The sequence below is a fragment of the Peribacillus sp. CSMR9 genome, assembly GCF_033141925.1.
Lineage (GTDB): Bacteria > Bacillota > Bacilli > Bacillales > DSM-1321 > Peribacillus > Peribacillus simplex_A.
The window spans coordinates 104,353-130,374 of the sequence record NZ_JAOPHO010000003.1 but is presented as its reverse complement, the minus strand read 5'-3'; the positions used below and the strand labels follow the sequence as shown (position 1 = coordinate 130,374).

General features: G+C 40.4%; 25 protein-coding genes and 1 pseudogene. 24 read left to right on the top strand and 2 right to left on the bottom strand.

Annotation, left to right across the window (positions count from 1 at the left end; genetic code table 11):
• Nucleotides 1–138: 138 nt before the first annotated feature.
• The 11 genes from N9I19_RS03755 (at nt 139) to N9I19_RS03705 (ending at nt 10,543) form a co-directional block, all read left to right on the top strand.
• Nucleotides 139–291: a YjcZ family sporulation protein gene (locus tag N9I19_RS03755; RefSeq protein WP_081108834.1), complete on the top strand. Its 153-nt coding sequence runs from the start codon at nt 139–141 to the stop codon at nt 289–291.
• A gap of 355 nt (nt 292–646) precedes the next feature.
• The gene (locus N9I19_RS03750; protein ID WP_317777010.1) at nt 647–1,621 is read left to right on the top strand and encodes a S66 family peptidase; all 975 of its coding nucleotides are present in this window, start codon (nt 647–649) and stop codon (nt 1,619–1,621) included.
• A gap of 220 nt (nt 1,622–1,841) precedes the next feature.
• Nucleotides 1,842–2,171: a hypothetical protein gene (locus N9I19_RS03745; protein WP_061463606.1), complete on the top strand. Its 330-nt coding sequence runs from the start codon at nt 1,842–1,844 to the stop codon at nt 2,169–2,171.
• Nucleotides 2,172–2,348: 177 nt separating this feature from the next.
• On the top strand, nt 2,349–3,713 hold the full coding sequence (locus tag N9I19_RS03740; protein ID WP_317777009.1) for an aspartate aminotransferase family protein: 1,365 nt from the start codon (nt 2,349–2,351) through the stop codon (nt 3,711–3,713).
• 23 nt (nt 3,714–3,736) lie between these two features.
• Nucleotides 3,737–4,426, top strand: coding sequence for a CoA transferase subunit A (locus N9I19_RS03735; protein ID WP_061466113.1), 690 nt, complete (start codon nt 3,737–3,739; stop codon nt 4,424–4,426).
• The gene (locus N9I19_RS03730; protein WP_089364044.1) at nt 4,393–5,058 is read left to right on the top strand and encodes a 3-oxoacid CoA-transferase subunit B; all 666 of its coding nucleotides are present in this window, start codon (nt 4,393–4,395) and stop codon (nt 5,056–5,058) included. Before N9I19_RS03735 ends, N9I19_RS03730 begins: the two co-directional genes overlap by 34 nt.
• 9 nt (nt 5,059–5,067) lie before the next feature.
• Complete coding sequence (locus N9I19_RS03725) at nt 5,068–6,339, top strand: peptidase (protein WP_061463603.1); 1,272 nt, start codon at nt 5,068–5,070, stop codon at nt 6,337–6,339.
• Nucleotides 6,340–6,419: 80 nt separating this feature from the next.
• The gene (ablB, locus tag N9I19_RS03720) at nt 6,420–7,268 is read left to right on the top strand and encodes a putative beta-lysine N-acetyltransferase (protein ID WP_317777008.1); all 849 of its coding nucleotides are present in this window, start codon (nt 6,420–6,422) and stop codon (nt 7,266–7,268) included.
• 82 nt (nt 7,269–7,350) lie between these two features.
• The gene (locus N9I19_RS03715) at nt 7,351–8,736 is read left to right on the top strand and encodes a sigma-54 interaction domain-containing protein (protein ID WP_061463601.1); all 1,386 of its coding nucleotides are present in this window, start codon (nt 7,351–7,353) and stop codon (nt 8,734–8,736) included.
• A 120-nt stretch (nt 8,737–8,856) separates the two neighbouring features.
• A complete protein-coding gene (kamA, locus tag N9I19_RS03710; protein WP_289337432.1) occupies nt 8,857–10,260 on the top strand; it encodes a lysine 2,3-aminomutase in 1,404 nt (467 codons plus the stop codon).
• Nucleotide 10,261: 1 nt separating this feature from the next.
• The gene (locus N9I19_RS03705) at nt 10,262–10,543 is read left to right on the top strand and encodes a YokU family protein (protein ID WP_061463599.1); all 282 of its coding nucleotides are present in this window, start codon (nt 10,262–10,264) and stop codon (nt 10,541–10,543) included.
• Nucleotides 10,544–10,788: 245 nt separating this feature from the next.
• Here N9I19_RS03705 and N9I19_RS25155 read toward each other — a convergent pair.
• Nucleotides 10,789–11,756: pseudogene (locus tag N9I19_RS25155) on the bottom strand (amino acid permease); the annotation flags it as partial.
• Between the two features lie 277 nt (nt 11,757–12,033).
• On the opposite strand from N9I19_RS25155, the gene qoxA reads away from it, so the two are divergent.
• The 13 genes from qoxA (at nt 12,034) to N9I19_RS03645 (ending at nt 24,785) form a co-directional block, all read left to right on the top strand.
• A complete protein-coding gene (gene qoxA, locus N9I19_RS03700) occupies nt 12,034–12,975 on the top strand; it encodes a cytochrome aa3 quinol oxidase subunit II (protein ID WP_284470446.1) in 942 nt (313 codons plus the stop codon).
• A gap of 50 nt (nt 12,976–13,025) precedes the next feature.
• Nucleotides 13,026–14,981 (top strand): cytochrome aa3 quinol oxidase subunit I, encoded by a 1,956-nt coding sequence (gene qoxB / locus N9I19_RS03695; protein WP_317777007.1) that lies wholly within the window; start codon nt 13,026–13,028, stop codon nt 14,979–14,981.
• A complete protein-coding gene (gene qoxC / locus N9I19_RS03690; protein WP_061463593.1) occupies nt 14,972–15,568 on the top strand; it encodes a cytochrome aa3 quinol oxidase subunit III in 597 nt (198 codons plus the stop codon). The genes qoxB and qoxC overlap by 10 nt, the downstream gene beginning before the upstream one ends.
• A 2-nt stretch (nt 15,569–15,570) precedes the next feature.
• On the top strand, nt 15,571–15,858 hold the full coding sequence (gene qoxD, locus N9I19_RS03685) for a cytochrome aa3 quinol oxidase subunit IV (protein ID WP_089364036.1): 288 nt from the start codon (nt 15,571–15,573) through the stop codon (nt 15,856–15,858).
• A gap of 821 nt (nt 15,859–16,679) precedes the next feature.
• Nucleotides 16,680–16,820, top strand: coding sequence for a hypothetical protein (locus N9I19_RS25150; RefSeq protein ID WP_411730402.1), 141 nt, complete (start codon nt 16,680–16,682; stop codon nt 16,818–16,820).
• Between the two features lie 81 nt (nt 16,821–16,901).
• Nucleotides 16,902–17,081, top strand: a complete 180-nt coding sequence (locus N9I19_RS25145) for a hypothetical protein (protein WP_061463591.1) — start codon at nt 16,902–16,904, stop codon at nt 17,079–17,081.
• A 756-nt stretch (nt 17,082–17,837) separates the two neighbouring features.
• Complete coding sequence (locus N9I19_RS03675) at nt 17,838–18,080, top strand: YozE family protein (protein ID WP_061463589.1); 243 nt, start codon at nt 17,838–17,840, stop codon at nt 18,078–18,080.
• 14 nt (nt 18,081–18,094) lie between these two features.
• A complete protein-coding gene (locus N9I19_RS03670; protein ID WP_317777006.1) occupies nt 18,095–19,861 on the top strand; it encodes an ATP-binding protein in 1,767 nt (588 codons plus the stop codon).
• A 175-nt stretch (nt 19,862–20,036) separates the two neighbouring features.
• Complete coding sequence (locus N9I19_RS03665) at nt 20,037–20,744, top strand: hypothetical protein (protein WP_061463587.1); 708 nt, start codon at nt 20,037–20,039, stop codon at nt 20,742–20,744.
• 176 nt (nt 20,745–20,920) lie between these two features.
• A complete protein-coding gene (locus N9I19_RS03660; protein WP_064505166.1) occupies nt 20,921–21,091 on the top strand; it encodes a YozD family protein in 171 nt (56 codons plus the stop codon).
• Between the two features lie 241 nt (nt 21,092–21,332).
• Nucleotides 21,333–22,037, top strand: a complete 705-nt coding sequence (gene deoD, locus N9I19_RS03655; protein ID WP_061463586.1) for a purine-nucleoside phosphorylase — start codon at nt 21,333–21,335, stop codon at nt 22,035–22,037.
• A gap of 294 nt (nt 22,038–22,331) precedes the next feature.
• The gene (locus N9I19_RS03650; protein WP_317777005.1) at nt 22,332–23,789 is read left to right on the top strand and encodes a lmo1851 family serine protease; all 1,458 of its coding nucleotides are present in this window, start codon (nt 22,332–22,334) and stop codon (nt 23,787–23,789) included.
• Between the two features lie 108 nt (nt 23,790–23,897).
• Nucleotides 23,898–24,785 carry an LCP family protein gene (locus N9I19_RS03645; protein ID WP_317777004.1) on the top strand — a complete coding sequence of 296 codons (888 nt, stop codon included), beginning with the start codon at nt 23,898–23,900 and terminating at the stop codon, nt 24,783–24,785.
• Nucleotides 24,786–24,961: 176 nt separating this feature from the next.
• On the opposite strand, the gene mtnA is transcribed toward N9I19_RS03645, so the two are convergent.
• Nucleotides 24,962–26,008 carry an S-methyl-5-thioribose-1-phosphate isomerase gene (mtnA, locus tag N9I19_RS03640; RefSeq protein WP_317777003.1) on the bottom strand — a complete coding sequence of 349 codons (1,047 nt, stop codon included), beginning with the start codon at nt 26,006–26,008 and terminating at the stop codon, nt 24,962–24,964.
• Nucleotides 26,009–26,022 lie beyond the last annotated feature (14 nt).

Genomic DNA, 26,022 nt, shown 5'->3' with positions numbered 1-26,022 from the left:
ATAACGGTTCTGAAGGTGTTGATTCGAGAAGTTTTTTCTTAAATTCAAAAAAATAGGCAAATGCACAGACCGAGGCGGGCGTAATGACATATGGTAAGGTGTAAAGAGAAATCAGAATTCTAAAAGGAGTGGAACTTAATGTACGGATATGGTGGATATGGTGGAGGATTTGGTTATGGTGGTGGATTCGGTGGCGGCTGCGGTGGCGGTTGCGGATTTGGATCAGGCTTCGCATTAATCGTTGTCTTGTTCATTCTGTTGATTATCATCGGTGCTTCATTCTGTTGCTAATTGAATAACTAAAAGACCAGTTGATAAAGCTGGTCTTTTCTTTATGCAGGGAATTTGGTGGTTTGACTGGGAATCTTTACAGAATCCATAATTGTTTACTGATAGGATAAGGATATATACAGTACAGGCAATACATAACCATTCCTTTTTCCAATACGGTACAACGGGAATGACGAGAGGATGCCAATGATGAGGAAAACGGCGCCAAAAGGATTCGAAAGGAAATTATGACTCCCAGTTTTTTTGCAGGGAAGATTGGAAAAGGGAATTTCAGTACTTAAGAGTCTTGGTTGTTCTTTATTCACCATTTCTGCTAAAATAACGACAGATGTAATTAATTTAGGGGGATAAAGATATGAAACCTTCCCATTTACAAGCAGGGGATGAAATTCGCGTTATTGCTCCCTCAAGAAGTTTGGCGATTGTCAAAGGGGAACAGCGCAGATTGGCAGAAGAAAGATTGACTGAGCTTGGTTTTAAAGTGACATATGGTAAAACGGCTTTGTTCCATGATGACTTTTTCTCGAATTCGATTGAAGACCGGGTCGAGGATTTGCATGAGGCCTTCAGGGATCCGAATGTTAAGGGAATCTTTACAGCCATCGGGGGGTATAACGCTAACCAATTGTTACGATATATCGATTACGAGTTGATAAAGGAAAATCCAAAAGTGTTGATGGGGTATAGTGATATAACCGCGATTTTACTGGCCATTCATAAAAAAACAGGCTTAACTACATACTCAGGTCCTCATTTCTCGACGTTCGGGATGAAGGCTGGTCTGGAATATACGATGGAATATTTTAAAAAGGCTGTTATTGAAAGTGAAGGCTTTTATCTTGAACCAAGTGAAACGTGGAGTGATGACTCTTGGCATTTAGAACAGGATGACCGAACTTTCCACCCAAATGCTGGATATATGGTCATTCAGGAAGGCGAAGCGGCTGGGACGATCATTGGGGGAAACCTTTGTACACTCAATCTATTGCAAGGTACAGAGTTTATGCCTTCTTTAAAGGACAGTATCCTTTTCATAGAAGATGACGAAGAAAGCCATCCATTCAGCTTTGACCGGGATTTACAATCCTTGCTGCATCAGCCAGATGCAAGTGGGATTAAAGGAATCGTCATAGGCCGTTTCCAAAAGGATTCGGGAATGACTGAATATGCTTTGCAGGAAATCATTGCTTCCAAAAAGGAGATAAATGGGATACCCGTGATTGCTAATGCCAATTTTGGTCATGTACATCCATTTGTGACGGTGCCGGTTGGTGCAAATGCAGTAATGAAGGTGGAGAACGGAAAAGCAACGATCCAGATCCATTCATGATACAATTTGATGACGCCGTTCAAAAAGTGGACGGTGTTTTATCTGTTCAGGTATGTATAAATGTATTTTTCATTTTGGAGTATTTTAGGAGTCTTTCCGCTTACCAACACTGGAAATAGTCCTATTTTACAAGCATTATTAGGGAATATGAGTCTAATTGTTCAAATTCTATATTTTTCTGATATAATACTAAGAGATTTAAAATAGAAAAGGTGATTATGTGTTATTAACAATTCCCGCATCCATTCGTTTAGAAGGGGCTTTGGCCGAGTATAATAAAAAAGGCCGTGTGAGCCATACATGTTTCGTCTGTAACGAAGACACTTCTAATGGGGATGCAAGTAACTTGAACTACTATAAGTTAGGAACCAAAAAAGTTTGTCATTCCTGCATGAAAAATGTTTTGCGTCATCCGTCTTTAAAAGAGTATGAATATGTACATACTTCAGTTATCGATAAAACTGCTTTTTATAAAAATGTGCTGGCTGTTTTAAAGGATGAAAGTTTTTTGGAGTCAATTCGTGAAGATAAACTAAATAGCGTATTGTAAGAAAAAAGTGTATCTCTTGTGGATACACTTTTTTTGTTCCTATTTTTTCCCTGAACATGAAACCAAGAATTTATCCGTTTACATGCATAGGTCAATTTCCTTAGCAAGATTGCCTTCATCTGGACATACACTTTACAATAATGCATTTGTTTATAAAGAGAAGGAGTGTGTGGGTTTATGGAGCAGTCTTCATTGATCAAGCCGGTCCTGGGAGGAACCTACCCGACTATCAGTCATGGTCAGGGAGTGTTTTTATACGACAAAGAAGGAAAGGATTACCTTGATGCTTCTTCCGGTGCTGTTACTGCCAATATTGGCCATGGCGTCCAGGAAATCATGGAGGCGATGGTAAAACAGGCTCAACAGGTTTCATTTGTATATCGTTCCCAATTTACCAGTGAAGCTGCAGAGAATCTTGCCGGAAAAATTGCTGAATTGACTAAAGGGGATCTGACATATAGTTTTTTTGTAAACAGCGGCTCCGAAGCGACTGAAACTGCATTGAAAATTGCCATCCAGCATTGGCAGGAAAAAGGGAAGCCCAAGAAACAGAGAGTCATATCGAGGTGGATGAGCTACCATGGTATCACGATGGGGGCTCTTTCAATGTCTGGCCATCCGATTCGCCGGGAACGATTTACTCCTTTACTTGAATCATATCCTTCTGTATCTCCTCCATATTGTTACCGGTGTCCACTCCAACTTGATCCCCATACGTGTGGTATGGCCTGTGCCTCTGAATTGGAAGCGTCAATCCGGCGTATTGGCAGTGAAAATATAGCGGCTTTCATCGCAGAACCTGTTATTGGAGCAGCCGGAGGTGCCATTATCCCTCCTGATGGTTATTTTCAAAAACTCAAGAAAATCTGCGAAGAGAATGATATTTTATTCATTGCCGATGAAGTCATGACTGGATTTGGACGTACCGGTAGGATGCTTGCTTCCGAATATTGGGATGTGGAACCTGATATCGTAACATTTGGTAAAGGTATGAGTGGCGGGTATACCCCGATAGCGGCCGCAGTAATGACCAAAAACGTGATGGAGCCAATAATCAAAGGCTCGAAGTCAATTATCGGAGGCCATACGCTTAGTGCAAATCCATTATCGTGTGCGGTTTCTTTGGCCGTTTTAGAATATGTCGAGAGGAATGAACTTGTCGAAAAATCAGCCGATAGGGGAAAGGACCTAATTAGGGGCCTGAAGAAGTTAGCTGGGAAGTATTCCTATATCGGTGATATACGTGGCAGGGGTTTATTGATTGGCATCGAATTTGTTCAGGATAAAGCCACGAAGTCCCCATTTCCGAAGGAGGCCGATGTGACCAATGAAATCATTGAATTGGGAATGAGGAATGGAATACTGCTGTATCCCGCGGCGGCAGGCCTTGACGGTGTGACCGGGGCAGCCATCATCATCTCCCCCCCGTTAACGATATCGGAAGAGGAGTGTGCAGAATTGTTAATGAGGATCGATATAACTTTTCAGCAATTCAATGAATCCAAAGGAAAACGGCCAGCACAACAAGGAAGTGAGTCATAGTGCCGGAAAATACATTCCAGAAGATTTGTCGTTTGGAGGATGTCCGCCATCTCTTTAAAGATAATCAGTCCATCCTGTATGGGGGGTTCGGTGGCATAGGGACACCTCCAGGATTGATCAATTTGATTTTGGAGTCAGGTATAAAGGGTTTAACCTTGATTGGGAACGATACAGGTTTCCCTGATATAGGAATTGGAAAACTTGTCACCCAACGCCGTGCGAAAAAAATCATCGTTTCCCATATCGGTTCCAATCCAAATGCAGGACTATTGATGAACAATGGAGAGCTCGAAGTGGAGTTCTCTCCGCAAGGGACGCTTGTCGAACGCATCAGGGCCGGGGGGATGGGGCTAGGTGGGGTATTGACTGATATTGGAATTGAGGCTGATTTCGTCCGGGACGGCAAGCAAACCGTAAAGCTAGGTGAGAAAAATTATCTGGTGGAATCTGCATTAACTGCCGATATTGCCATTGTTTATGCAGAAATGGCAGATCCTTATGGAAATCTCATCTTTGATAAAAGCGCCAGGAATACGAATCCACTTGTAGCTACGGCCGGACAAATCACTATAGTCGAAGCCATGCAAATCGTTCCGCTTGGCTCTTTGGATCCAGAGGACATCATTGTACCGGGTGCCTTTGTGGATTATATCATTCCATCAAAAGGAGTCGATTGGAAATGGGTTTGGGAACCGAAGATAGAAATCGAATAGCGAAACGGGCAGCATCAGAAATAAGCGATGGGATGCTGGTCAATTTGGGAATTGGCATTCCATCCCTTGTACCGAATCATCTTTTGAATGACCATAAGGTTATGTTTCATGCTGAAAATGGCCTTGTAGGTATTGGCAGTTCTCCTGAAAAGGGTAAAGAAGATGCCCATCTTTGCAATGCTGGGGGGCTGCCGATCACCATTAGAGCGGGGGCTTCCTACTGCGACAGTACGGTTGCATTTGGGATGATACGGCGCGGCAGGGTGGATATCACGATTCTTGGAGCCCTTCAAGTAAGTGAAGTGGGGGATCTCGCTAATTGGATTGTCCCGGGAAAGCGGGTGCCAGGCATGGGCGGTGCCATGGAATTGGCTGCAAAGGCAAAAAAGGTCATCGTCTTAATGGAACATACCGATAAAGCGGGCATGTCTAAATTAGTCAAAAAATGTACGTTGCCGTTAACCGCCAAGAAATGCGTACATATGATCATCACTGAGCTAGGAGTGTTTTCTGTAAATTCGGAAGGCCTTTTATTAACTGATGTATTTGAACCGTTCAGTATTCAGGAAATCAGGAATCGGACCGAAGCCTTGTTTACCGTCTCAGAAAACATCCATATTTTAAAAGAATGAGAGAGGAGAATGGATATGTATGAGGAAAAAATAAGAAAATGGTTGAATGATTCAAGGACGAATGGGATTCAGCTTTTGCAAAAACTGGTTCAGGAACCGAGTAAAAGGGGGCAAGAAGGAAGTGCACAAGCCATAGTGGTCGAGAAGTGCAGACAACTGGGTCTTGAAATAGATCTATGGGAAATCGGGGATGAACAATTAAGGAAACATCCCCATTTTTATTGTGACCGCAGGGATTTTAAAGGGAATCCGAACCTTGTGGCTATTAAAAGAGGAACCGGCAAGGGGAAATCCCTCATTTTAAACGGCCATATTGATGTAGTTCCTGAAGGAGATCATGCAGCATGGCATGATGATCCGTATAGCGGCAAGTTAATGGACGGAAAAGTGTTCGGGCGGGGAACGACAGATATGAAAGGCGGCAATGTTTCTTTATTGCTAGCCATTGAAGCGATTGTCGAATCTGGAATCCAATTAAAGGGGGATTTGATTTTTCAGAGTGTGATTGAGGAGGAAAGCGGTGGTGCCGGTACACTTGCGGCAGTCATCCGAGGGTACGAAGCTGATGGGGCAATCATTCCGGAGCCTACCAATATGAAACTATTTCCTTTACAGCAAGGTTCGATGTGGTTTCGACTGAAAATAAAGGGCAAGTCTGCACATGGAGGCACGAGGTATGAAGGAGTCAGTGCAATTGATAAATCGGTTAGTGTAATGAAAGAAATCAAGAGGCTTGAACAAGAACGGAATGAGTCACTCCGTCATTCACTCTATAAAAATGTACCCATCCCCATTCCGATCAACATAGGTAGCATTCAAAGTGGGAATTGGCCTTCTTCCGTGCCGGATATAGCCGTACTTGAAGGAAGATTCGGTGTCGCACCTAAAGAGACCATGGAAGAGGCACAGAAATCACTAATACAGCGAATAGATGCTTTAAACCAGGGTGATGAATGGTTCAAAGAAAAACCTATTGAATTAGAATGGTTTGGGGCCAGATGGCTCCCTGGCAATCTCGAAATGGATCATCCGCTTATGAAAACCATTGGCACATACTATGAAAAAGTGGTGGGGGAAGCCCCGCTTGTCGAAGCGTCCCCTTGGGCGACGGATGGAGGGTATCTTTCAGGGGTTGGTTCGACTCCCGTAGTTGTATTTGGACCAGGGGAAACGAAAATGGCCCATGATTCCAACGAATATATAGAAGTGGATAAAATGATGGAGGTTGCAGAAATCATCGCATTGACCATAATTGAATGGTGTGGCGTGGAACCGCAATAATTATTTTCCCCGGGGTCTGATTCTAGAAGGGGTCAGGCCTTCTTTTACAATGATCGATTGATGTTAAAGGAGCGAGACAAATGGAGACGGGAATGATTGAAAAAAGAATTCAAAAGCAAAGGTGCACAATACATATCACGATCGACCAATTTAATAAGCGGGTCAGGGTTGATGATTATCTAGGTCATTTTCAAGAATGCGTAGAGGAGTCTCTGAAGGTGGCTAAAGGTATGTCAGCGGAGAAAATCATCTTCAAGTCACGCAAGGAAAACGTTCTGGAATTACTTGCCCAGGGCTTTTTATATGAAGGAAGCATTGATAAATTCTTTTTGGGAAGCGATTGTTTCTTCCTTGTTAAATATAAGAGGAATGAAAGGCGAAACAGTGAAGAATGGGAAAAGGAAGATCAAATCCTCTCGGATATTCAGAGTCTGCCGATAAAAACCGGACTAGATGATCCACCTTCAGCTTATCAAGGCCGTATGGCGGAAGTTACCGATGCACCTCAGCTGGCACAATTGTATGGGAAAGTCTTCGAAGTGTATCCCACTCCGATGAATGATCCGTCATATGTGAAAAAGTGCATGGAAAAGGGAACGGTTTTTTATGTTTTTGTTCATGAAGGGAGGATCGTCAGTGCTGCTTCCGCAGAAATTGATTCTTTTTATCATAATGCGGAAATCACTGATTGTGCAACATTGCCGGAACATCGGCAGTATGGTTTGATGAAACACTTGATTTCCGCACTAGAAGACTATCTTATTTCGCATGGGATTTTTTGTATCTATTCAATTGCCCGGTCGCTCTCATTCGGTATGAATGCTGCATTACATCAGCATGGATACTCGTACCGCGGACGTTTGGCCAATAATTGTTATATCTTCGATAAACTGGAAGACATGAACCTTTGGGTGAAAAATTTTACTTGAATGCTGATTTTTAGGCGGTTCATGACAAGTTTTTGGCATTTCCTCATATACATCTAGGAATAAGGTCTAGAGGAGGGATATCTTGCCAAGTGAATTTTTTAATACAAGTGAAGTGTTGGAAGCGATATTAGAAACCATTGATGAAGGCATTCATGTGATAGATCCAAAAGGACAGACCATCTTTTATAACGGAGTGGCGGCCAATCATGATGGGATGAAAAGAAGTGAGGTGCTTGGAAAACCGTTGCTTGAAGCCTTTCCTTCTTTGAATCACAAATCATCGACATTACTCCGGGTCATTAAATCTGAAAAACCAATCTATAACCATAGTCAATCGTATGTAAATGCACATGGGCGAATCATTGAGACGCTAAATACGACGCTCCCCATATATGTGGATGGGTTTATGATAGGTGCAATAGAAATTGCCAAGGATTATTCAAGCTTGAAGCAATTATCTGAAAGATTAGCTGACCTGGAAAGCTCGCTCAAAACAATCAAAAGTCCTGAAAAAAAAACGCCTGGGAACGGCCGATTGTATTCTTTTACTGAAATCCTGACAAATGATACGGGGTTTAAAGGTTTGATATCACAAGGGAAAAAGGCTGCCCGCTCCTCTTCATCGGTATTGGTTTATGGGGAAAGTGGTGTAGGAAAAGAGCTTTTTGTTCAAAGCATCCACCAGGATTCGAGCCGCAGTAAAGAACCATTCATTGCGCAAAATTGTGCTGCCTTGCCAGAACATTTATTGGAATCTCTCCTATTCGGTACCGCTAAAGGAAGTTACACTGGTGCCATGGAACGCCAGGGATTGTTTGAATTAGCCAACGGCGGGACCTTGTTTTTGGATGAATTGCAATCGATGCCGATTGACTTGCAAGCAAAGCTTCTGCGTGTGCTTGAAGATGGATTCATAAGGAGGATAGGCGGTACAAAGAGTGTTCAGGTGGATGTCAGGATCATGGCAGCGATGAATATAAATCCTATAAAGGCGGTATCGGAAAACAGGCTGAGGCCAGATTTATTTTACAGATTAAACGTATTGAGCTACGAGCTGCCTCCGCTAAAGGAACGGACTGATGACATACCCCTTCTTACAGAACATTTCATTTCCATTTTTAACAGTAAATTAGGACTGTCCATAAAGGGCATCGATGAGAAGGCAAAGGTTTTTTTTCAGGAATATCATTGGCCTGGAAACGTAAGGGAGCTAAAACATACGATAGAATTCATGATGAACCATACCGAGAAAGATGTTTTGAACATGGAAGATCTGCCCCAGTTTTTAAAAAAGCGTTCCCCTTCCTCATCAGAAAAAATAATTCCCCTTCGTGAGGCCATGATTGAAATGGAAACAAAATTGATTACCGAGGCCCTTCTTCAAACGAACGGAAATGTTTTTCAGGCATCGAGGCTATTGCAGATTCCAAGGCAGACCTTACAATATAAAATAAAAAAACATATTTGAATCTGAAACAACCGGATGCAGCCAGCTGTCCGGTTTTTTTTTAGGTGCCTTCGAATTTTGGGGTCATTTTGGCACACTTCTTGCATTTAATACTACTATCATAACTCAGGAGGTATAACCATGTTATTTGACCTATATAAGCCAGATCGCAATTGGAAAGATATAGAGCTCTGGAAAGATGTAACCGATGAACAATGGAACAACTGGCTGTGGCAGCTTACGAATACGATCCGAACTGTTGATGATTTGAAAAAAGTGATAAACTTGACTCCGGATGAAGAGGAAGGTGTGAGGATTTCCATAAAAACCATCCCATTGAATATCACCCCATATTATGCTTCGTTAATGAATAAAGATGACCCAAGGTGTCCAATCAGAATGCAATCGGTTCCCATCTCGGAAGAAATGCATAAAACCAAATATGACATGGAAGACCCCCTTCATGAGGATGAGGACTCCCCTGTTCCGGGACTGACCCATAGATATCCGGATCGCGTCCTTTTTTTGGTGACGAATCAGTGCTCCATGTACTGCCGTTATTGTACGAGAAGACGCTTTTCAGGCCAAATTGGAATGGGCGTGCCCAAAAAACAACTGGACGCTGCAATCGGTTATATACGTGACACACCGGCAGTTCGGGATGTCCTTATTTCCGGCGGTGACGGATTATTGATCAATGATACGATCCTTGAATATATCCTCAAAAATTTAAGGGAAATTCCTCATGTTGAAATAATCAGGATAGGTACACGGGCACCGGTTGTTTTTCCTCAAAGAATCACTGAAAATTTATGTACCATTTTAAAAAAGTATCATCCGGTTTGGCTGAATACTCATTTCAATACCTCGATAGAAATTACCGAAGAGTCAAAGAAAGCATGTGAGATGCTTGCCGATGCAGGGGTACCTGTGGGTAATCAGGCCGTTATTTTAGCGGGGATAAATGACAGTGTCGCTATCATGAAAAAGCTGATGCATGACCTTGTCAAGATTCGGGTTCGACCTTACTATATTTATCAGTGCGATCTGTCGGAAGGCATCGGTCATTTCAGGGCTCCCATATCAAAAGGGATTGAAATCATCGAGGGGCTACGTGGCCATACATCCGGGTATGCCGTTCCAACCTTTGTTGTCGATGCACCAGGGGGTGGCGGGAAAATCACATTACAACCGAATTATATCCTTTCACAATCACCGACAAAAACAGTGCTTCGTAATTTTGAAGGAGTGATTACAACATATCCGGAACCTGAGCATTACACACCAGGGCTTGCAGATGATTATTTCAAAGGGATATATCCTGAAATGGAAGAAAAACGGTCAGATATTGGAATTGCTGGTTTGATGAACGACAAGCAATTTAATTTGGTCCCTGAAGGACTGAAGCGAATGAATCGACGGGAAAATTATGGGACCAACCCAGAGCATGCATCATTGAAAAACCAGCGCGAAAAGAGAGATCTGTTAAAAGAAAAGAAATTCCAGGCACAGCAAAAAAAGAGCACTCCAAAGGGAGATGAATAGCATGGAGACGTGTCCATGGTGTGAGAAAGGGAAGCTTGCATCGGTAAAGGGGACGGTGTATTGGGAACTGCCGGATGGTTCGAGGGCTGTTGAAATTGATGAAACGCCATCGTTCCATTGTGATAATTGCCATGCGCTATTTCAGAGTGATGAAACGACTAAAGAGATTGAAGACCAGCTGTTTTTAATTGATACGAAACAGTTAGGGAAACAGACGACGTATGACGGGTTATTGAAGATGAAGCGGGTGTTAAAGCGGAATTATTTTGATTTTGGGAAATAACAAAATAATTAGAAGTTGCCTCATCTACTTTTTTTGGTGAGGTTTTTCTGTGCGCCCGGCGGTGCGGTCTATAGGGTGCACATCCCGAACGGTGAAGGCATTAGTAGCGGTGGCTTTCCGTGGTGACGCGGAATTCTGAAGTGAATTGAGATGGATTATTTAGAAGCCTCTTTTGGAGAGGTCTTTTGAAATTTCTTCAATAAAACAACTAATTTTTATTTTCAAAATACGAATGAAAGGCTAATTAATAAAATTAAGATCCCTGCGGCTGTCGTAAAGTTCTCGTAAATCTTACCAGGTAACAGCAACGCAGTGATAATAGATGCAATTAATCCGATTATTGCTATACATAATGAAGGAAGAGGGAGTTCCTTAAACTTTTTTAGCTTTTTAAAGAACAAAGCTGGAGCATCACCGCCATCTGCGAGGGTCACAAGGAGTGTTGTTACCCTAAATAAATGAAACGGTCATCGTTGAAAAACCAGCTAAGATAATAGTTGCGTTATTTATCTAGTGCCGTTACAAAGGGACTTTCCTTTTATTAAACGCCCCATGTGCAGCCATATAAACTGCAAGTCGGAGTGAAATGATATAAATCACCACTAGTACTATTAACATAATGATAACCGCTTTGGGAGCATCTTCCTTCCTTTTAAGTCTCATGGCCATAAGTCCAATTACTTCTATTCCTCCATAATCGTAAAAGTCATAGATTAAGAATGACCAAAAACCTTTCCAACCTTTCGGGAAATAGTTCATTGACTAAAATTAGGCAACCCAGCATGTTTTACATCCCCGTGAATCCATCCGACACGGCAGCCGCTGCAAGAATAATAAAAATAACAATAGCCGCCGTTTTGATAACGGTCAGTAAATAAAACCCTCATTGCCGATTAAAACGACAATAATCGTGAGAATGGCGTATCCAGCTGCAAAGAGCCAAAGAGGAACATTTGGAAGCCAAAATCTTGATAAGGTCGAAAGAGCCGTTAATTGGCCACCCATAATGAGGATGTTTGAACTCCAATAGTTCCAGCCGCGCTAAATTTGACCCAACGCCCATAAGCTTTGTTTGCATAGTAGCAGAAAGATCCAACTTGAGGATCTTCAGCCGTCATTTTAGCTAATAAGCTGTATACAAAATAGGTTCCAATAGCTGCGAAAAAAATCCAGTACAAATAGTGCAGCCAACCCCTATTAAGGACAATTGCACCTTTTTAAATTTTCTTCTTCACTACCCTTATTATGACCACTAGGAAAAAAAATCCATGCAGTAACTCCTCACATATTCAAATTCCTTTTCGAAGCAAGTAGGTATTTAGATTACCTGTTTCTCTGAACATTCTCTAATTGAATTCATACATATTCATCCCGCCTAAAAATGTAATTGTGAGAAATTACCATTCTTAATACACATTTTTTGGGATAACTTCATTTTTTGTGGATAACTTAAAAATGAAATCTTAAATCTTAAATGAAAGGATACATATATGAAAACAAAATGGGTTTTATTTGCTATTCTTTCTTCCATAGTCAATCTGCTTTCTGGCTGTGAATCATTAGCGGTCTTAGATCCTAAAGGACCTCAAGCCCAAACGCAAGCCAATGTGATTTGGCTATCAATTGCGATCATGACGGTTATTGTTATTGTTGTTTGTGCTATTTTAGTCTTTGTGTTAGCGAAATACCGTGACTCTAAACTACCTAAAGATTATGAACCACCCTACATTGAAGGGAATCATGTTGTTGAATCGATTATTGTGGGGGTGCCAATTTTAATCGTCATTTTCTTCTCCGTTGTTTCTGTAATTTCCAACAATAAAGTGGAAGCCACTCCGGAAGGGTACAAAGGTCAAGATCCATTAGTTATTTACGCTTCGTCATCTGACTGGAAGTGGCATTTTAGTTATCCAGAAAACGATATCGAGACAATAAACTACTTGTATATTCCAACAAATCGACCACTTGAATTTAAACTTTATTCATTCGGGCCTATCACGAGTTTCTGGATTCCACAACTTGGCGGTCAAAAATATGCCATGTCTAACATGGTGACCACATTACACTTAGCAGCGGACGAATCAGGGGAAATGATGGGACGAAATGCAAACTTTAGTGGGAAAGGATTCGCAGAAAATACGTTCCACGTCGAAGCGATATCTCAAGATAAGTTTGATGAATGGGTAAAGGAAGTTAAAGAAACTGCGAATCCTATTACTGAAGTAAGATTCAATGAATTATTAAAACCGGGTCATGAGGGACAGTTAACGTTTACTGGAACACATTTAGGCTTCTCACCAGCTCCAGAAGGTGAAAATGCTGGACATCATCATGGTTCAAGTGACTCTAACTCGAATTCAAAAGGTGAACATATGGAGCATGATCATAAGTCAAGTAATAGTAAAGAAAAATCAGCACACAATCATGAATAATTTCTTAGTCCATCTCAAGAAAAATCGTTTCAGAAAGGAAACACAAAAGTATGGGTTTTTACTCTAGATTTCTTATACCAAATCCTAGTCCCGTCATTTACTCATCAATGGTGGCCATTGGTGTTACTGTTCTCTTGATCATTGTTGGTTTAACCCACTTTAAAAAATGGTTTCATTTATGGAGTGGCTGGCTTACAACGGTCGATCATAAAAGAATAGGTATTATGTATCTTATATCTGCTTTGTTGATGCTATTTCGTGGTGGAGTAGATGCTGTGATGATGCGTGCGCAACTTGCCGTACCGGATAACAAATTATTAGATTCACAGCACTATAATGAAATTTTTTCAACACACGGGGTTGTGATGATTCTCTTTATGGCGATGCCGTACATTATGGCCTTAATGAATTTCGTAGTGCCATTACAAATTGGAGCCCGAGATGTAGCATTCCCACGTCTAAATGCCATAAGTTTCTGGTTATTTTTTATGGGTGCGATGCTATTCAACATCTCTTTTGTAATTGGTGGTTCTCCTGATGCAGGGTGGTCATCTTATTTCCCGCTTGCAGGTAATGAATTTAGCCCGCATGTTGGAACGAATTATTATATGATTGGTATTCAGATAGCCGGAATAGGGACATTAATGACGGGGATAAACTTTTTGACGACCATTCTTAAAATGAGAGCACCCGGTATGACATTAATGAAAATGCCAATGTTTACATGGTCTTCTTTAGTCACAAGCATTATTATCATTTTCGCATTCCCTGTATTAACAGTGGCGCTGATCATGGGAACAATGGATCGACTATTCGCAACCAAGTTTTTCACAATGACTGATGGCGGTATGGATATGCTTTGGGCTAACCTGTTCTGGGTTTGGGGACATCCTGAAGTATATATCTTAATCTTGCCTGCATTTGGTCTTTTTAGTGAGATTATCCCAACCTTTTCACGACGTAACCTATATGGCTATCGATCAATGGTTGCTTCAATGGTATTTATCTCTATATATTCATTCTTCGTTTGGACGCACCATTTCTTTACAATGGGACAAGCAGCATATGTTAATAGTATTTTCTCGATTACAACGATGGTAATTGCTATTCCGACTGGAATCAAGATCTTTAACTGGTTGTTCACGATGTGGAAAGGTAGAATCAGATTTACTGTACCTATGCTTTATTCAATAGGTTTCATACCTCTTTTCACAATAGGTGGAGTTACCGGGGTTATGCTTGCGATGTCAGCGGCGGATTATCAATACCATAATACAATGTTTTTAGTAGCTCACTTCCACAATGTCATTATTCCGGGTGTAGTATTTGCTGTGCTTGGTGCCGGTACTTACTACTGGCCGAAAATGTTTGGTTTCATGTTAAATGAAAGAATTGGGAAATGGGCGTTCTGGTTTCTAACCATTGGTTTTTGCTTAGCATTCTTCCCTATGTATATCACTGGTTTAGATGGTCAAGCACGTCGTATGTACACATTTTCTGAATCGACTGGATTTGGACCATTGAATATGATTTCGTTTATCGGGACAGCATTAATGGCAATCAGTTTTGTATTAATCGTATATACGATTTATTATAGCATTCGCCATGCTCCAAGAGATGTAAGTGATGATCCGTGGGATGCACGTTCCCTTGAATGGGCTACTCATAACCCCGTTCCAGAATATAACTTTGCTATTATTCCACAAGTGAACTCAAGGGAAACGTTTTGGGATGCTAAATATAAAGGTCATGAATTATTCAAGGGTGACTATGAAAAAATTCATATGCCCAATAACACCGGCGGACCGTTTATCATGTCCTGCATCTTCTTTGTCTTTGGATTTGCGTTAGTATTCAGCATATGGTTTCTTGCGATTATTGGGTTAATCGGTATCTTTGTTTGCATGGCTTATCGTTCATTCGAAATAGATCATGGGCATTACATTTCTGTAGAAGAAATTAAAGAGACAGAAGCAAAATTTGGGGGTGTTAGTAAATGGAAATAGATCACTCGCAACCTCTTGAATATAGTACGGAACAAAATCGTCTAAATATTTTAGGCTTCTGGATTTTCCTTGGAGCCGAAATTATGCTTTTTGGAACACTCTTTGCATCATATTTTACATTAGTTGATCGTACGGGTAACGGTCCTATTGGAGCAGAAATTTTTGAAATCACTCCAGTACTTGCTGAAACATTTTTGCTCTTAACAAGCAGTTTTGTCATCGGGCTTGGAATTCATGCAATGCGACTTGGCAACAAGAAAGCCATGTTGACATTCTTCGTAATCACTCTTCTTCTTGGAGTAGGATTCATAGGATTTGAAATTACTGAGTTCATTACCTATTATCGCGAAGGAGCTACACTGCAAACTAGTGCATTTACATCGATGCTCTTTACAACATTAGGGACACATGGAGCACATGTTACATTAGGACTTTTCTGGGGGTCATTCATTATCCTGCAAGTGAAAAACCGCGGATTGACACCTGAAACAGCCAATAAATCCTTCATTTTTTCTCTTTACTGGCATTTCCTGGATATCGTTTGGATCTTCATCTTCACCTTTATCTACATGAAAGGAATGACATAAACATGAAGGAATTTTTCCCGGCTAAACAAGTATGGGGTTTTGTATTTTCATTGATTTTGACGGTTGTAGCTCTTTTGGTTTACTTCTTCAATATGTCAAAAGCAACAGGCATGACGATTTTTATATTGACAGCATTCATACAAGCAGCTGTTCAACTAGTTGTGTTTATGCATGCTCGAGAAACTGATGATAGCAAATCAATTTTTATGACTCTATATTGCGCTATATTCCTAGCTCTAATTACTGTCTTGGGTACAATATTATGTATGATCTGGGGTTGGAGTTATTGATATGAAACAGTTGGGAAACAGAAGGCGAATGATGAGTAATTGAAGTTGGAAATAGGGACAATGAGCCATGAATAGGGAAAAGTTTAGAATGCACTATCACAATATAACTGCTGATAAAGGGGTATGGCTTTTGTAATTCCCTTTTAAGGTTATTTCCAACGTTTAAACATTCTCGCTATTCAAATTAAATAATACACTCTACTCTAATGGATGCATTGTTATTTAAGTATATGTATTTAATGTTTTGATTATCGAATCTAACTAATGGGGGTCTTTAGTGACAGAAACAAGCGATTTGCTGGGGGAAATAGCCACTGATAGTGCTTGGGGAAAAGTAATAGCAAGGTGTTTGATGTGGGGAAAGGGTATCAAATAGAAATTACTATTTCTCCAGATGCAATGAAGCTTATCTAGAACTTCATCGTGAAAATCCTACTCGTGAGTTATATGTTCTTCATACTAATCGTAAGAACCCCAATATCAAAAAATGTGTAGGTGTAAGGCGATAGTGAAAAGACTGGATTTATTACAGCAAATAAAAGCAATAAATAATATGGAAAAACTAACAATAGGTCCAATTGAAAGGCAAGTAGAGATGATTATTCTATACTTGCCTTTTAATTTATATGTACTCACTTATAAAGTAAGTTAAACAATAGCTAAGTTCTTTTGCTTATTAAAGTAACAGATGGTGCTAGCAAAATAACTAAGGGATCAGTTGAACAACCGTGTGTCTTTTGGCTTCTTTTCGCATGTTTTCTTTAGATAAGACACACATCCCATACTTACAATAAAAAACGACCTCCAGGGGGAGAGGGAAAATCACACTGCAGCCGAATTATATCCTTTCACAATCTCCAACAAAAACGGTGTTGCGAAATTTTGAAGGTGCGATAACAACATATCCTGAACCTGTGCATTATACTCCTGGACTTGCGGATGATTATTGGGGTATATCCTGATATGGAAGATAAACGATCAGATATAGGTGTATTCGGTTTAATGAACGACAAGCAATTTTAGTGCCTGAAGGACTGAAACGAATGCATCGACGGGAAAATTACGTGACTAACCCAGAGCATGCTTCATTGAAAAACCAGCTTGGAAAGAAAGATCTGTTAAAAGAAGAGAAATTCCAGGCACAGCAAAAAAGAGCACTCCAAAGGGAGATGAATATCATGGAGATGTGTCCATGGTGTGAGAAAGGGAGCTTGCATCGGTAAAGGGGACGGTGTATTGGGAACTGATTCGAAACAGATTGAAACAAACGAAGTACAGTGAGCTAATGAACATGAAAAGGCTGTTGAAACTTAACTACTTTGACTTTTAGAATGGCTCTTTTCGTAAAGATTGTTGTTTTTAAAACGAAACTATTTAAGGTTGATTGGAGCGGAAGTGCGAGACTCCTGCGGGAGCAGCGGGACAGGTGAGACCCCACAGGCGTTTACGCCGAGGAGGCTCACCGCCCGCCCCGCGGAAAGCGAGCATCTGGAGGGGAAATCAACCACAACTCACTACCTGGTAAATAGCAACAAAGTATGTGAAAACAGCCTTTAGAATTAAGGATAAATTACCAATCCCCTCATTTTAGGCAGAAAAAGCGTAATCGCTTTTTCTATCTTTGATGAAGGGGATTTTCCCAATCACTAAAAGTAAACAATCGGGTCATTGAATATTTTGAAGTAATACCGCCCATTATGCGGCATGAATGACCATGCTTTTAATGATGAACATAAAAGGCTAAAGCGTGAATGAGTACAAAAAATTTCCCGTCTTTACAAGGATGGAATTAATAAGGAATGAGAAGGATATTTATATTGTATTTTCAGCTTATATCGAATGCGGTTCTGTAGAAAAATCGTATATTTTTATAAATTGAGGAAGAAAAAACCAAATCGATTTCTAAAAAAGTGGACGGAAGCGAAAGTTTCCGATATATTAAAGCAGAAATCATAGTTATTTTAGGGGGGCTCGACATTATGAGACCATTTTATTTATATTTAATGAAATTTCGACAACCAAAGGAAATTGATTCAATCACTAAATTTGCCAATCATGCCTATCAGGATCATGGCTTTCCAAAACAGTCGACTGATTATAATGAAGTGAGCAGTTATTTAGAATTGAATGCAGACTATCTCGAAAGTATGTCAGTATTCGATCATGCATGGGAACAATATGTCCAAATAGAAGAAGGACTCCTATTGGGAGATCAGGAATAGGGAGGATCGGAAGGATGCTTAAAAGCCTTCAAACCCGAATTTTGCTTTATTCTTTACTTATAGCAAGTGTTCCTGTTCTGATATTGGGAATCATATCCTATGAATCACAACGGTCCCTGCTGGAAAAGGAAGCAAAAAATGCCTTGAATGCAGGTTCGATGAATATTGTAAATGAAGCATATAGCTATTTGAACGAACGGATCAGTGATGTGAAGTTAATGAGTACGAATTCGGTAATCATCAATCCTGACTCTTCAAAAGAAGAGAAGTCAGTTGAACTAAAAAAGTTTATCGATGCAAAAGGAAATTATTACGGTGTCTTGCATTTGGATATGGAAGGCAATGTCATTGCAGATACCTCCAATAAAATGATCGGGGATAACCTCGGGAAGAGAATATGGTTCAAAGAGGCCAAAGAAGGTCATGAATTCCTTTCTGACGTATATAAAACCAAGGCTTACTCAGAACCCATAATTGCTTTAAGTGCGCCGGTATATGATAGTACAGGGAAGATGACCGGTGTTGTGTCTCCAGCTTTCCGATTGGAAGGGCTTTGGGAGATGATGGAGAAAAAGGCTAATGAAATTAGCGATAAATACCCAGTGGACTTTTTCATGATTAATCAGGACGGTACCATGATTTCGAAAAAAAAACCACATGGCGTCATTCAGGATTCAGCCTTGGAGGAAATGGGATTAACGAAGGAACAACTGATGGAAGCTTCGTTATCGGATGAATTGTACAGTGCAGAGAATGGGGAAAAAATCCATTCTATCCAGCCTGTCCATACGATAGCACAAACGGAGAATAAGTGGTTTGTTGTTGTTGGTGCAGATAAGAAACAGGTGTTTCAGCCTTTGAATGACCTTTTATCACGGTATCTGACCATATACAGCATCGTATTTGTTTCTATCATTCTGGCAGTCTATTTACTTACAAAGACTCTTGTGCGTCCAGTTCAAGATCTTGTCGAAGCGACTGAAGATTTCATTGAAGGGAAGGAATTCGTCGTTTCCCAAAAAAGAAGCTTCGAAGAAATGGAAAAATTGAATCTCGCCTTTCTAAGAATGATGGAAACGATAGAAGATCGTGAAAAGGAAATCGTCCGTACAGAAAAATTAAAATATGTTGGCCAGCTTGCTGCCGGGGTCGCCCATGAAATCAGGAACCCGCTGACGACAATAAAGGGCTTTTTCCAACTATTGAAGAGCCAGGATCATGATAAAACATTAATAGAAAAATATAGTGATGTCATGCTGCATGAAGTGGATCGGGTCAATGTATTCGTGACACAACTTCTTGATTTGGCTAAACCTCATCAATTAGAATGGGAGAAAATAGATTTAAAAGATTTCCTTGATGAAATTATAGATACCTATACTTCTTCAATTCCTAGTTCTCCTGTAAAATTAATTAATGGAGTGACACAATCCGTCTTTGTTTATTCAGACAAAAACCGGTTAAGACAGGTCCTCTTGAATGTCCTGAATAATTCTTCTGAAGCTATCGAAGCAAAAGGCCAGATTGAACTACACCTGACTGCCGTGTCCCAATATGTAAAATTAATGATCAGAGATGATGGAAAAGGCATCAGTCCCGAGAATTTTAAAAAAATCGGCATGCCCTTTTATACCACTAAACCTGATGGAAACGGCTTAGGTGTAGCGACCTGCATCCAGATAATGGAGGAATTAAAAGGGAGATTCCAAATTGAGAGCGTTTACGACGAAGGAACGAAAGTGACGCTCATAATCCCTACTACGAACCGTCTCATAAAATGAGACGGCTTTTTGGTTGTAGTAAAATAATGTACAGGGTTTTTCATTCCTCTTTAATAAAATGGCAAGTTACTTATCTAAATGAGCAAAATGCCCTCTCTTTTCCATTAACCTCCATGTTTGTTTGTGCATATAATTTACTAATCAACGATAAGGACCATATTGGGGGATGTCTCTTATGGGCAAAAAAAAACAGCCGAAATATAAATTAGGCGATACAGTCGTAATAACAATGTATGGGACAGTCGGGAAAATAACCGATGTCAAATTTCTCGATGGTGCTTATGTGTATGAAGTGAACTATAGTGAAGGTCTTTATATCGAAAAAACATTGCAATCCATAAATGAATATGAAGGAGAAATCCTTTATCAAAAAGAACAAATCGATATTGAATATAAATATTTATTAGGTGACTTAGTCCAGGTAGATGGATATGAACAGGATTATTTCAAGATAATCGGTTATCGAACGGAGATTTGGCGCTATAAGGAAAATGCCTGGGAGGATGTTATCTATGAGTTATCAAGAATCTCGGATGGTGAATGGCTTGAAGCGCATGAAGAAGAACTGACTTTGATAGCCGATGCTAAACGTGCAGATGGGATCATTAAAAAGTTAGGACTGCTCCTTTCTAAAAAGAATAATGAGCTTGCTATCATTGCTAAACAAAACAACCCTGGTAAAGGTGAGCGAGAAATGACAATGACAAAAAATGAAAAAAAGGAAATGATTGATGGACTGTTGGATTTATATAATGATTATTGTAAGCTCTATGAACATTTTGGCGATGATGAATATCGTCATATCATGAAGATTGCCCTTGCTAAAATTGAAAAAGCGGCAGAGGAAATTTACCCAGATCATAAAAAAAAGCAAACGAAGTGAAAAGTATGCCAAACTTTTAAAGGGTCAATTTCCAAGTTTCTTAAAAAACCATATAATTGGCCGAGAAGGGACCATGGTAAAAATGTAGGTCCTTAAAATGATTTTCCATAATGGAATGCCTTACTGGAATATTTGTCTCTACACACTCATAGACCTTTAATTAAGGGGGCGATGATTTGCGAGAAATTGAGGTTTTTATTGATACAGAAGAGATAGCGGAATTCTTTTTTCAAGAATTGATAAGACGGGGCTATCTTCCAACAGAAGCTGAAGTTGAAGATCTTGCTGACATCACATTCGAGTATCTTCTTGAAAAATGCATAATTGATGAAGAAGTCGATGAGTAACCTGTCATACGACGGTTAGCAGCTTCCTTTCCCTTAATTTTAAAAACCATTAAAAAAAGACGGCGGACCTCCGCCGTTTTGTTTGCAATTTAGAAGGGGGTGCCAAAAGCCTTTTCTTGATTACCAGTTTTCCTTATCTTTTAAGTCTCTAGGATAAGGTTCAATTTTCCTAACTTGTGGCTGATATGGTATAGTAGTTTTGAATATCATTTCAACCACAAGTTAAGGAGGACATAGTTGTATGAGCGTACATATTGGTGCAAAAGAAAATGAAATTGCGGAAACGGTCTTACTTCCTGGGGATCCGTTGCGTGCAAAATATATTGCTGAAACATTTTTAGAAGATGCTAAACTTTACAATGAAGTTCGTAACATGTTTGGATATACAGGAACGTATAAAGGGAAACGAATTTCTGTCCAAGGCACAGGCATGGGTGTCCCATCCATTTCTATCTACGTAAATGAATTGATGAACAGCTATAATGTCCAGAAACTGATTCGTGTGGGAACTGCAGGGGCCATTCAAAAAGATGTAAAAGTCAGGGATGTAATCCTTGCGATGAGTGCTTCCACCGATTCCCAAATGAACCGCATGACTTTCGGGGGAGTGGACTTTGCCCCAACCGCGGATTTCGATTTACTAAGAAAAGCTTATGATGCGGGTACAGCTAAGGGCTTGCAATTGAAGGTCGGCAATGTATTTACGGCCGATCAGTTTTATAACGATAATAGCGAATTGGAAAAATGGGCAAAATACCAAATCCTTGCGATAGAAATGGAATCAGCAGCCCTATACACGCTTGCTGCTAAATTTGGCCGCCAAGCTTTATCTGTATTAACCATTTCCGATCACATCTTAACCGGTGAGGAAACATCGTCGGATGAGCGCCAGTCAACTTTTAACGAAATGGTTGAAGTGGCATTGGAAGCAGCTATCCAAGACTGATAATTGGCTGTGTTACGGCGGGTGACCAGGAATAAGTGATGCTGGATAATGAAAGTTGGGATAGAGGCTCATTCATTCCTTGGTATCCGCATTTTTGTAATGTCGAGGCTCATTCAGGAATTGCCTGGGTGTCCTTAGTGTTCCATTTGATTTACCGTTTACTGAGGGTTATAAAAATACATATGATCATAAGTTGTTATTTTTGATAACAATTATTTTTCGATTGGCATGAAAGCTGATAAAATAGAATGAAATCGTTTATATCGTCATGAAGAATGAAAGTGGTGAGGCTAAGTGGAAGAAGAAAATCAAAAACAGCCAAAAGAGGCAGGGAAATTCATTAAAATAAAGAAGTTTACGTTCATTATGGGGATTTTCTTAGTCATATTTCTAACAGCAGGGATTACTACAATAGCCTTGACCTTTGGAGATGAAAAAGTAGAGTCATTAGCACCTGATAAACATGCGGAATTTGAAAAGCTGTATTCTACATACGATACAATAAAGGGTAACTACTATGAAAAGATTGATCAAGACAAGCTGGTTGACGGGGCAATTAATGGAATGATTAAATCATTGGATGACCCTTACTCTGCATATATGGATAAAAAGGAAGCATCTAGTTTCCATGAGAGCATCTCTTCATCTTTTGAAGGAATCGGTGCAGAGATTCAGGAGCAGGATGGAAAAATCATGGTCGTCTCACCAATAAAAGGGTCCCCAGCAGAAAAAGCAGGGGTAAAACCGAATGATATCATTTTGAGTGTGAACGGTAAAAGCGTTGAAGGACTAAGCTCTTCTGAAGCTGTCCTGAAAATCAGGGGCAAAAAGGGTACGAAAGTGGATTTGTCCATCTCAAGAGCTGGTGAGTCGGAACCGATTGAGCTCACGATTAAACGTGATACAATTCCGATTGAAACAGTTTATGCGGAAATGCTTGATAATGGAGTTGCAAAAATTCAAGTGACCAGTTTTTCCGAACATACAGTCCAAGAGCTGAAAACGTCGCTTGAAGAGATGTCGAAGAAGGATATGAAGGGTCTGGTATTGGATTTGCGAGGAAATCCAGGGGGACTGCTTGACCAAGCAATAAAAATGGCAAGCCTGTTCATACCTAATGGGAAAGTGGTCCTTCAAGTTGAGGATCGCAGCGGGAAAAAAGAAGTCTATAAATCGAAGAATGATGGAGAGCTGAAGATACCGGTAGTCGTGTTGATTGATGATGGCAGTGCCAGCGCTTCTGAAATTGTTGCGGCCGCTGTCAGTGAATCTGCGGACATTCCTTTGATCGGTGTCAAATCATTTGGAAAAGGGACTGTGCAGACTGCCCAAGACTTTGATGATGGGTCTAACTTCAAATATACGGCAGCCAAATGGTTGACTCCTAAAGGCAATTGGATTCATAAGAAAGGGATCAAGCCGGATATTACTGTGAAGCTTCCTGATTATGCTAGCCTTCCGTACATTTCGCCTGATAAGGAATTGAAAGCATCTGATTCCTCCAGTGAAGTGAAAGCAGCCGAAGAGATGCTGAAGGTAGCAGGCCATGATCCTGGTAAGATAGATGGATTCTTTGATGAAGCAACTACAAATGCGGTAAAAGCGTTCCAAAGGGAACAAAAAATTAAAGAAACTGGTACCATCAAAGATGATACTACCGTGAAATTGATGCAGGTCATACGGGAAAAAATACTAAAAAACGACACACAAGTGAAAAAAGCGGTTGAAGTATTAAAGAAAGAAATCAAATAAATGGAAAAGCCTGTCAGCGATTATCGATGGCAGGCTTTTTTGTCGTTCAATGAATAGTATTCCAATATAAGGTAAAAGATATGGTTAATTTTCCGATGAGGTGAGGTAATGAAAGAAAAGGTACTGTTCATATATCTAATGGTCTGGATTCTGGCAGGTTGCACCTATGCGCCTTTACCCAAACAAAATGGAAATGCAGGTACGGAAAAAAAGATAACCAAAGAAGTGATCCAAGAAGGCGTGAAAACATTTCTGTTAATTGGTGTTGATTCTCGCGGGGAGGAAAAATCTCGATCAGATGCGATTATACTGGCAAAATACTTTCCAGAGCAGGAAAAACTAAAGCTGGCTTCCATTATGCGTGATAGTTATGTGAAAATCCCTGGGGATAAATCAGCATATAACAAAATAAATGCTGCTTATTATTATGGTGGAAAGGAGCTGCTAAAGAAAACCATTCAGGAAAACCTTGATGTCAAGGTCGATCATGTTGCAGTAATTGACTTTCAGGGATTTGTGAAGATGGTGGATTTGCTTGCCCCTGAGGGGGTAGTGGTGGATGTGGATCAGGAAATTATTGATGATATGAGTATTCAAGCAAGCGTTGGTAAAAATGTTTTACATGGTGAGGAAATATTGAAATATGTCCGTTTTAGACATGACGATGAAAGTGATTTTGGAAGGGTAGAGCGTCAACAGGAAGTATTGGTTCAATTAAAATCAGCGTTTATAAATCAAATCTCGTCCTTCGAAGGTATAGCGGCCCTTCCTAGTATAATCGAACAAGGACTTTCGTATTTAAATACTGATATTGGGGTGAAAACGATAATGGAAATGGGTCCAGAAGCCGTCTTCCATACACCGGACACCGTTGAAACTCTAAGGATCCCCGTAGAAGGAAGCTATAAAGATGAAATATATCCCCATATCGGAGCCGTGTTGGAAATGGACTATACTAAAAATAAGAAGGCACTTCAAGAATTTTTTACAAAATAAGAATAACTAATCATCATTTGTTATCGAAAACATCAATCGAAAGAAGTGATTTGTTCAAATCACTTAAATTATTTTATAATAGACCTCGCAAGAATATTACTATTTGATCTTCTTTTAAAAAACGAGAGGGATACTTAAATCCGTCTCGTCTTTTTATATCAATAAAATGACCTGGATCACTTAACAAAATGCGGAATGTTTTTTACAAAATCAGATCCAATGATGCCGTTTTCTGTAATGATGCCGGTAATTAGCTGATTCGGTGTAACGTCAAAGGCTGGATTGAATGTCTTCACGTTTTCCGGAGCGATCCGTACACCTTGAATGAAGGTGATTTCCGCTTCATCCCGTTCTTCGATCGGGATGGATGAGCCGGATTTGATAGAAAGGTCGAATGTGCTTGATGGAGCAGCCACATAAAAAGGGATACTAAAGTGCCTAGCTAATATGGCCAATCCCAATGTCCCGATTTTATTGGCTGTATCACCATTAGCCGCAATTCTGTCGGCCCCAACTATAATTCCATTGATCCGTTTCTGAAGAATCGTATGTGCAGCCATATTATCAGATATTAAGGTGACGTCAACCCCTGATTGCATCAGTTCCCAAGCAGTCAAACGCGCCCCTTGCAGGACAGGTCTGGTTTCACAAGCGTACACTTTTAGCGGAAAGCCCCTTTCTTTTGCAAGGTGGAAGGGAGCCAAGGCTGTTCCATAACGGGCTGTGGCAATCCCACCAGCGTTGCAATGCGTTAGGATGGAATCACCTTTAGCGAATAAGGATAAACCATGTTCCCCAATTTTCCTGCACATTTCTTCATCCTCAGTAAAGATGGCTTTGGCCTCCGTTACAAGTGCTTCCTTGGCAGCTGAAATGCTTTGTGCTGCTTGCAAGGTGCTTTCCATCCTCCGTAATGCCCAAAAAAGGTTGACCGCAGTAGGCCTGGAAGAGGCGAGCTTTTCAATATGCCCCGTTACATTCTTCTTGAATTCCCCTAATTCAGTGGTTGTTTCCTGTTTGGCACCAAGTGCAACGCCAAATGCTGCCGTCAGTCCGATTGCTGGGGCGCCGCGTACCTTTAATGTCAAAATGCTGTCGTATACATCATCAACTGAATGAAGTTCAATGAATTCAGTTAAGGAAGGCAGGGCCTGTTGATTTAATAATGTAATATGGGTATCATCCCATTGGACTGAATATGGTAAGGGTGCTAGTGTCGTCATGTACAGGTCTCCTT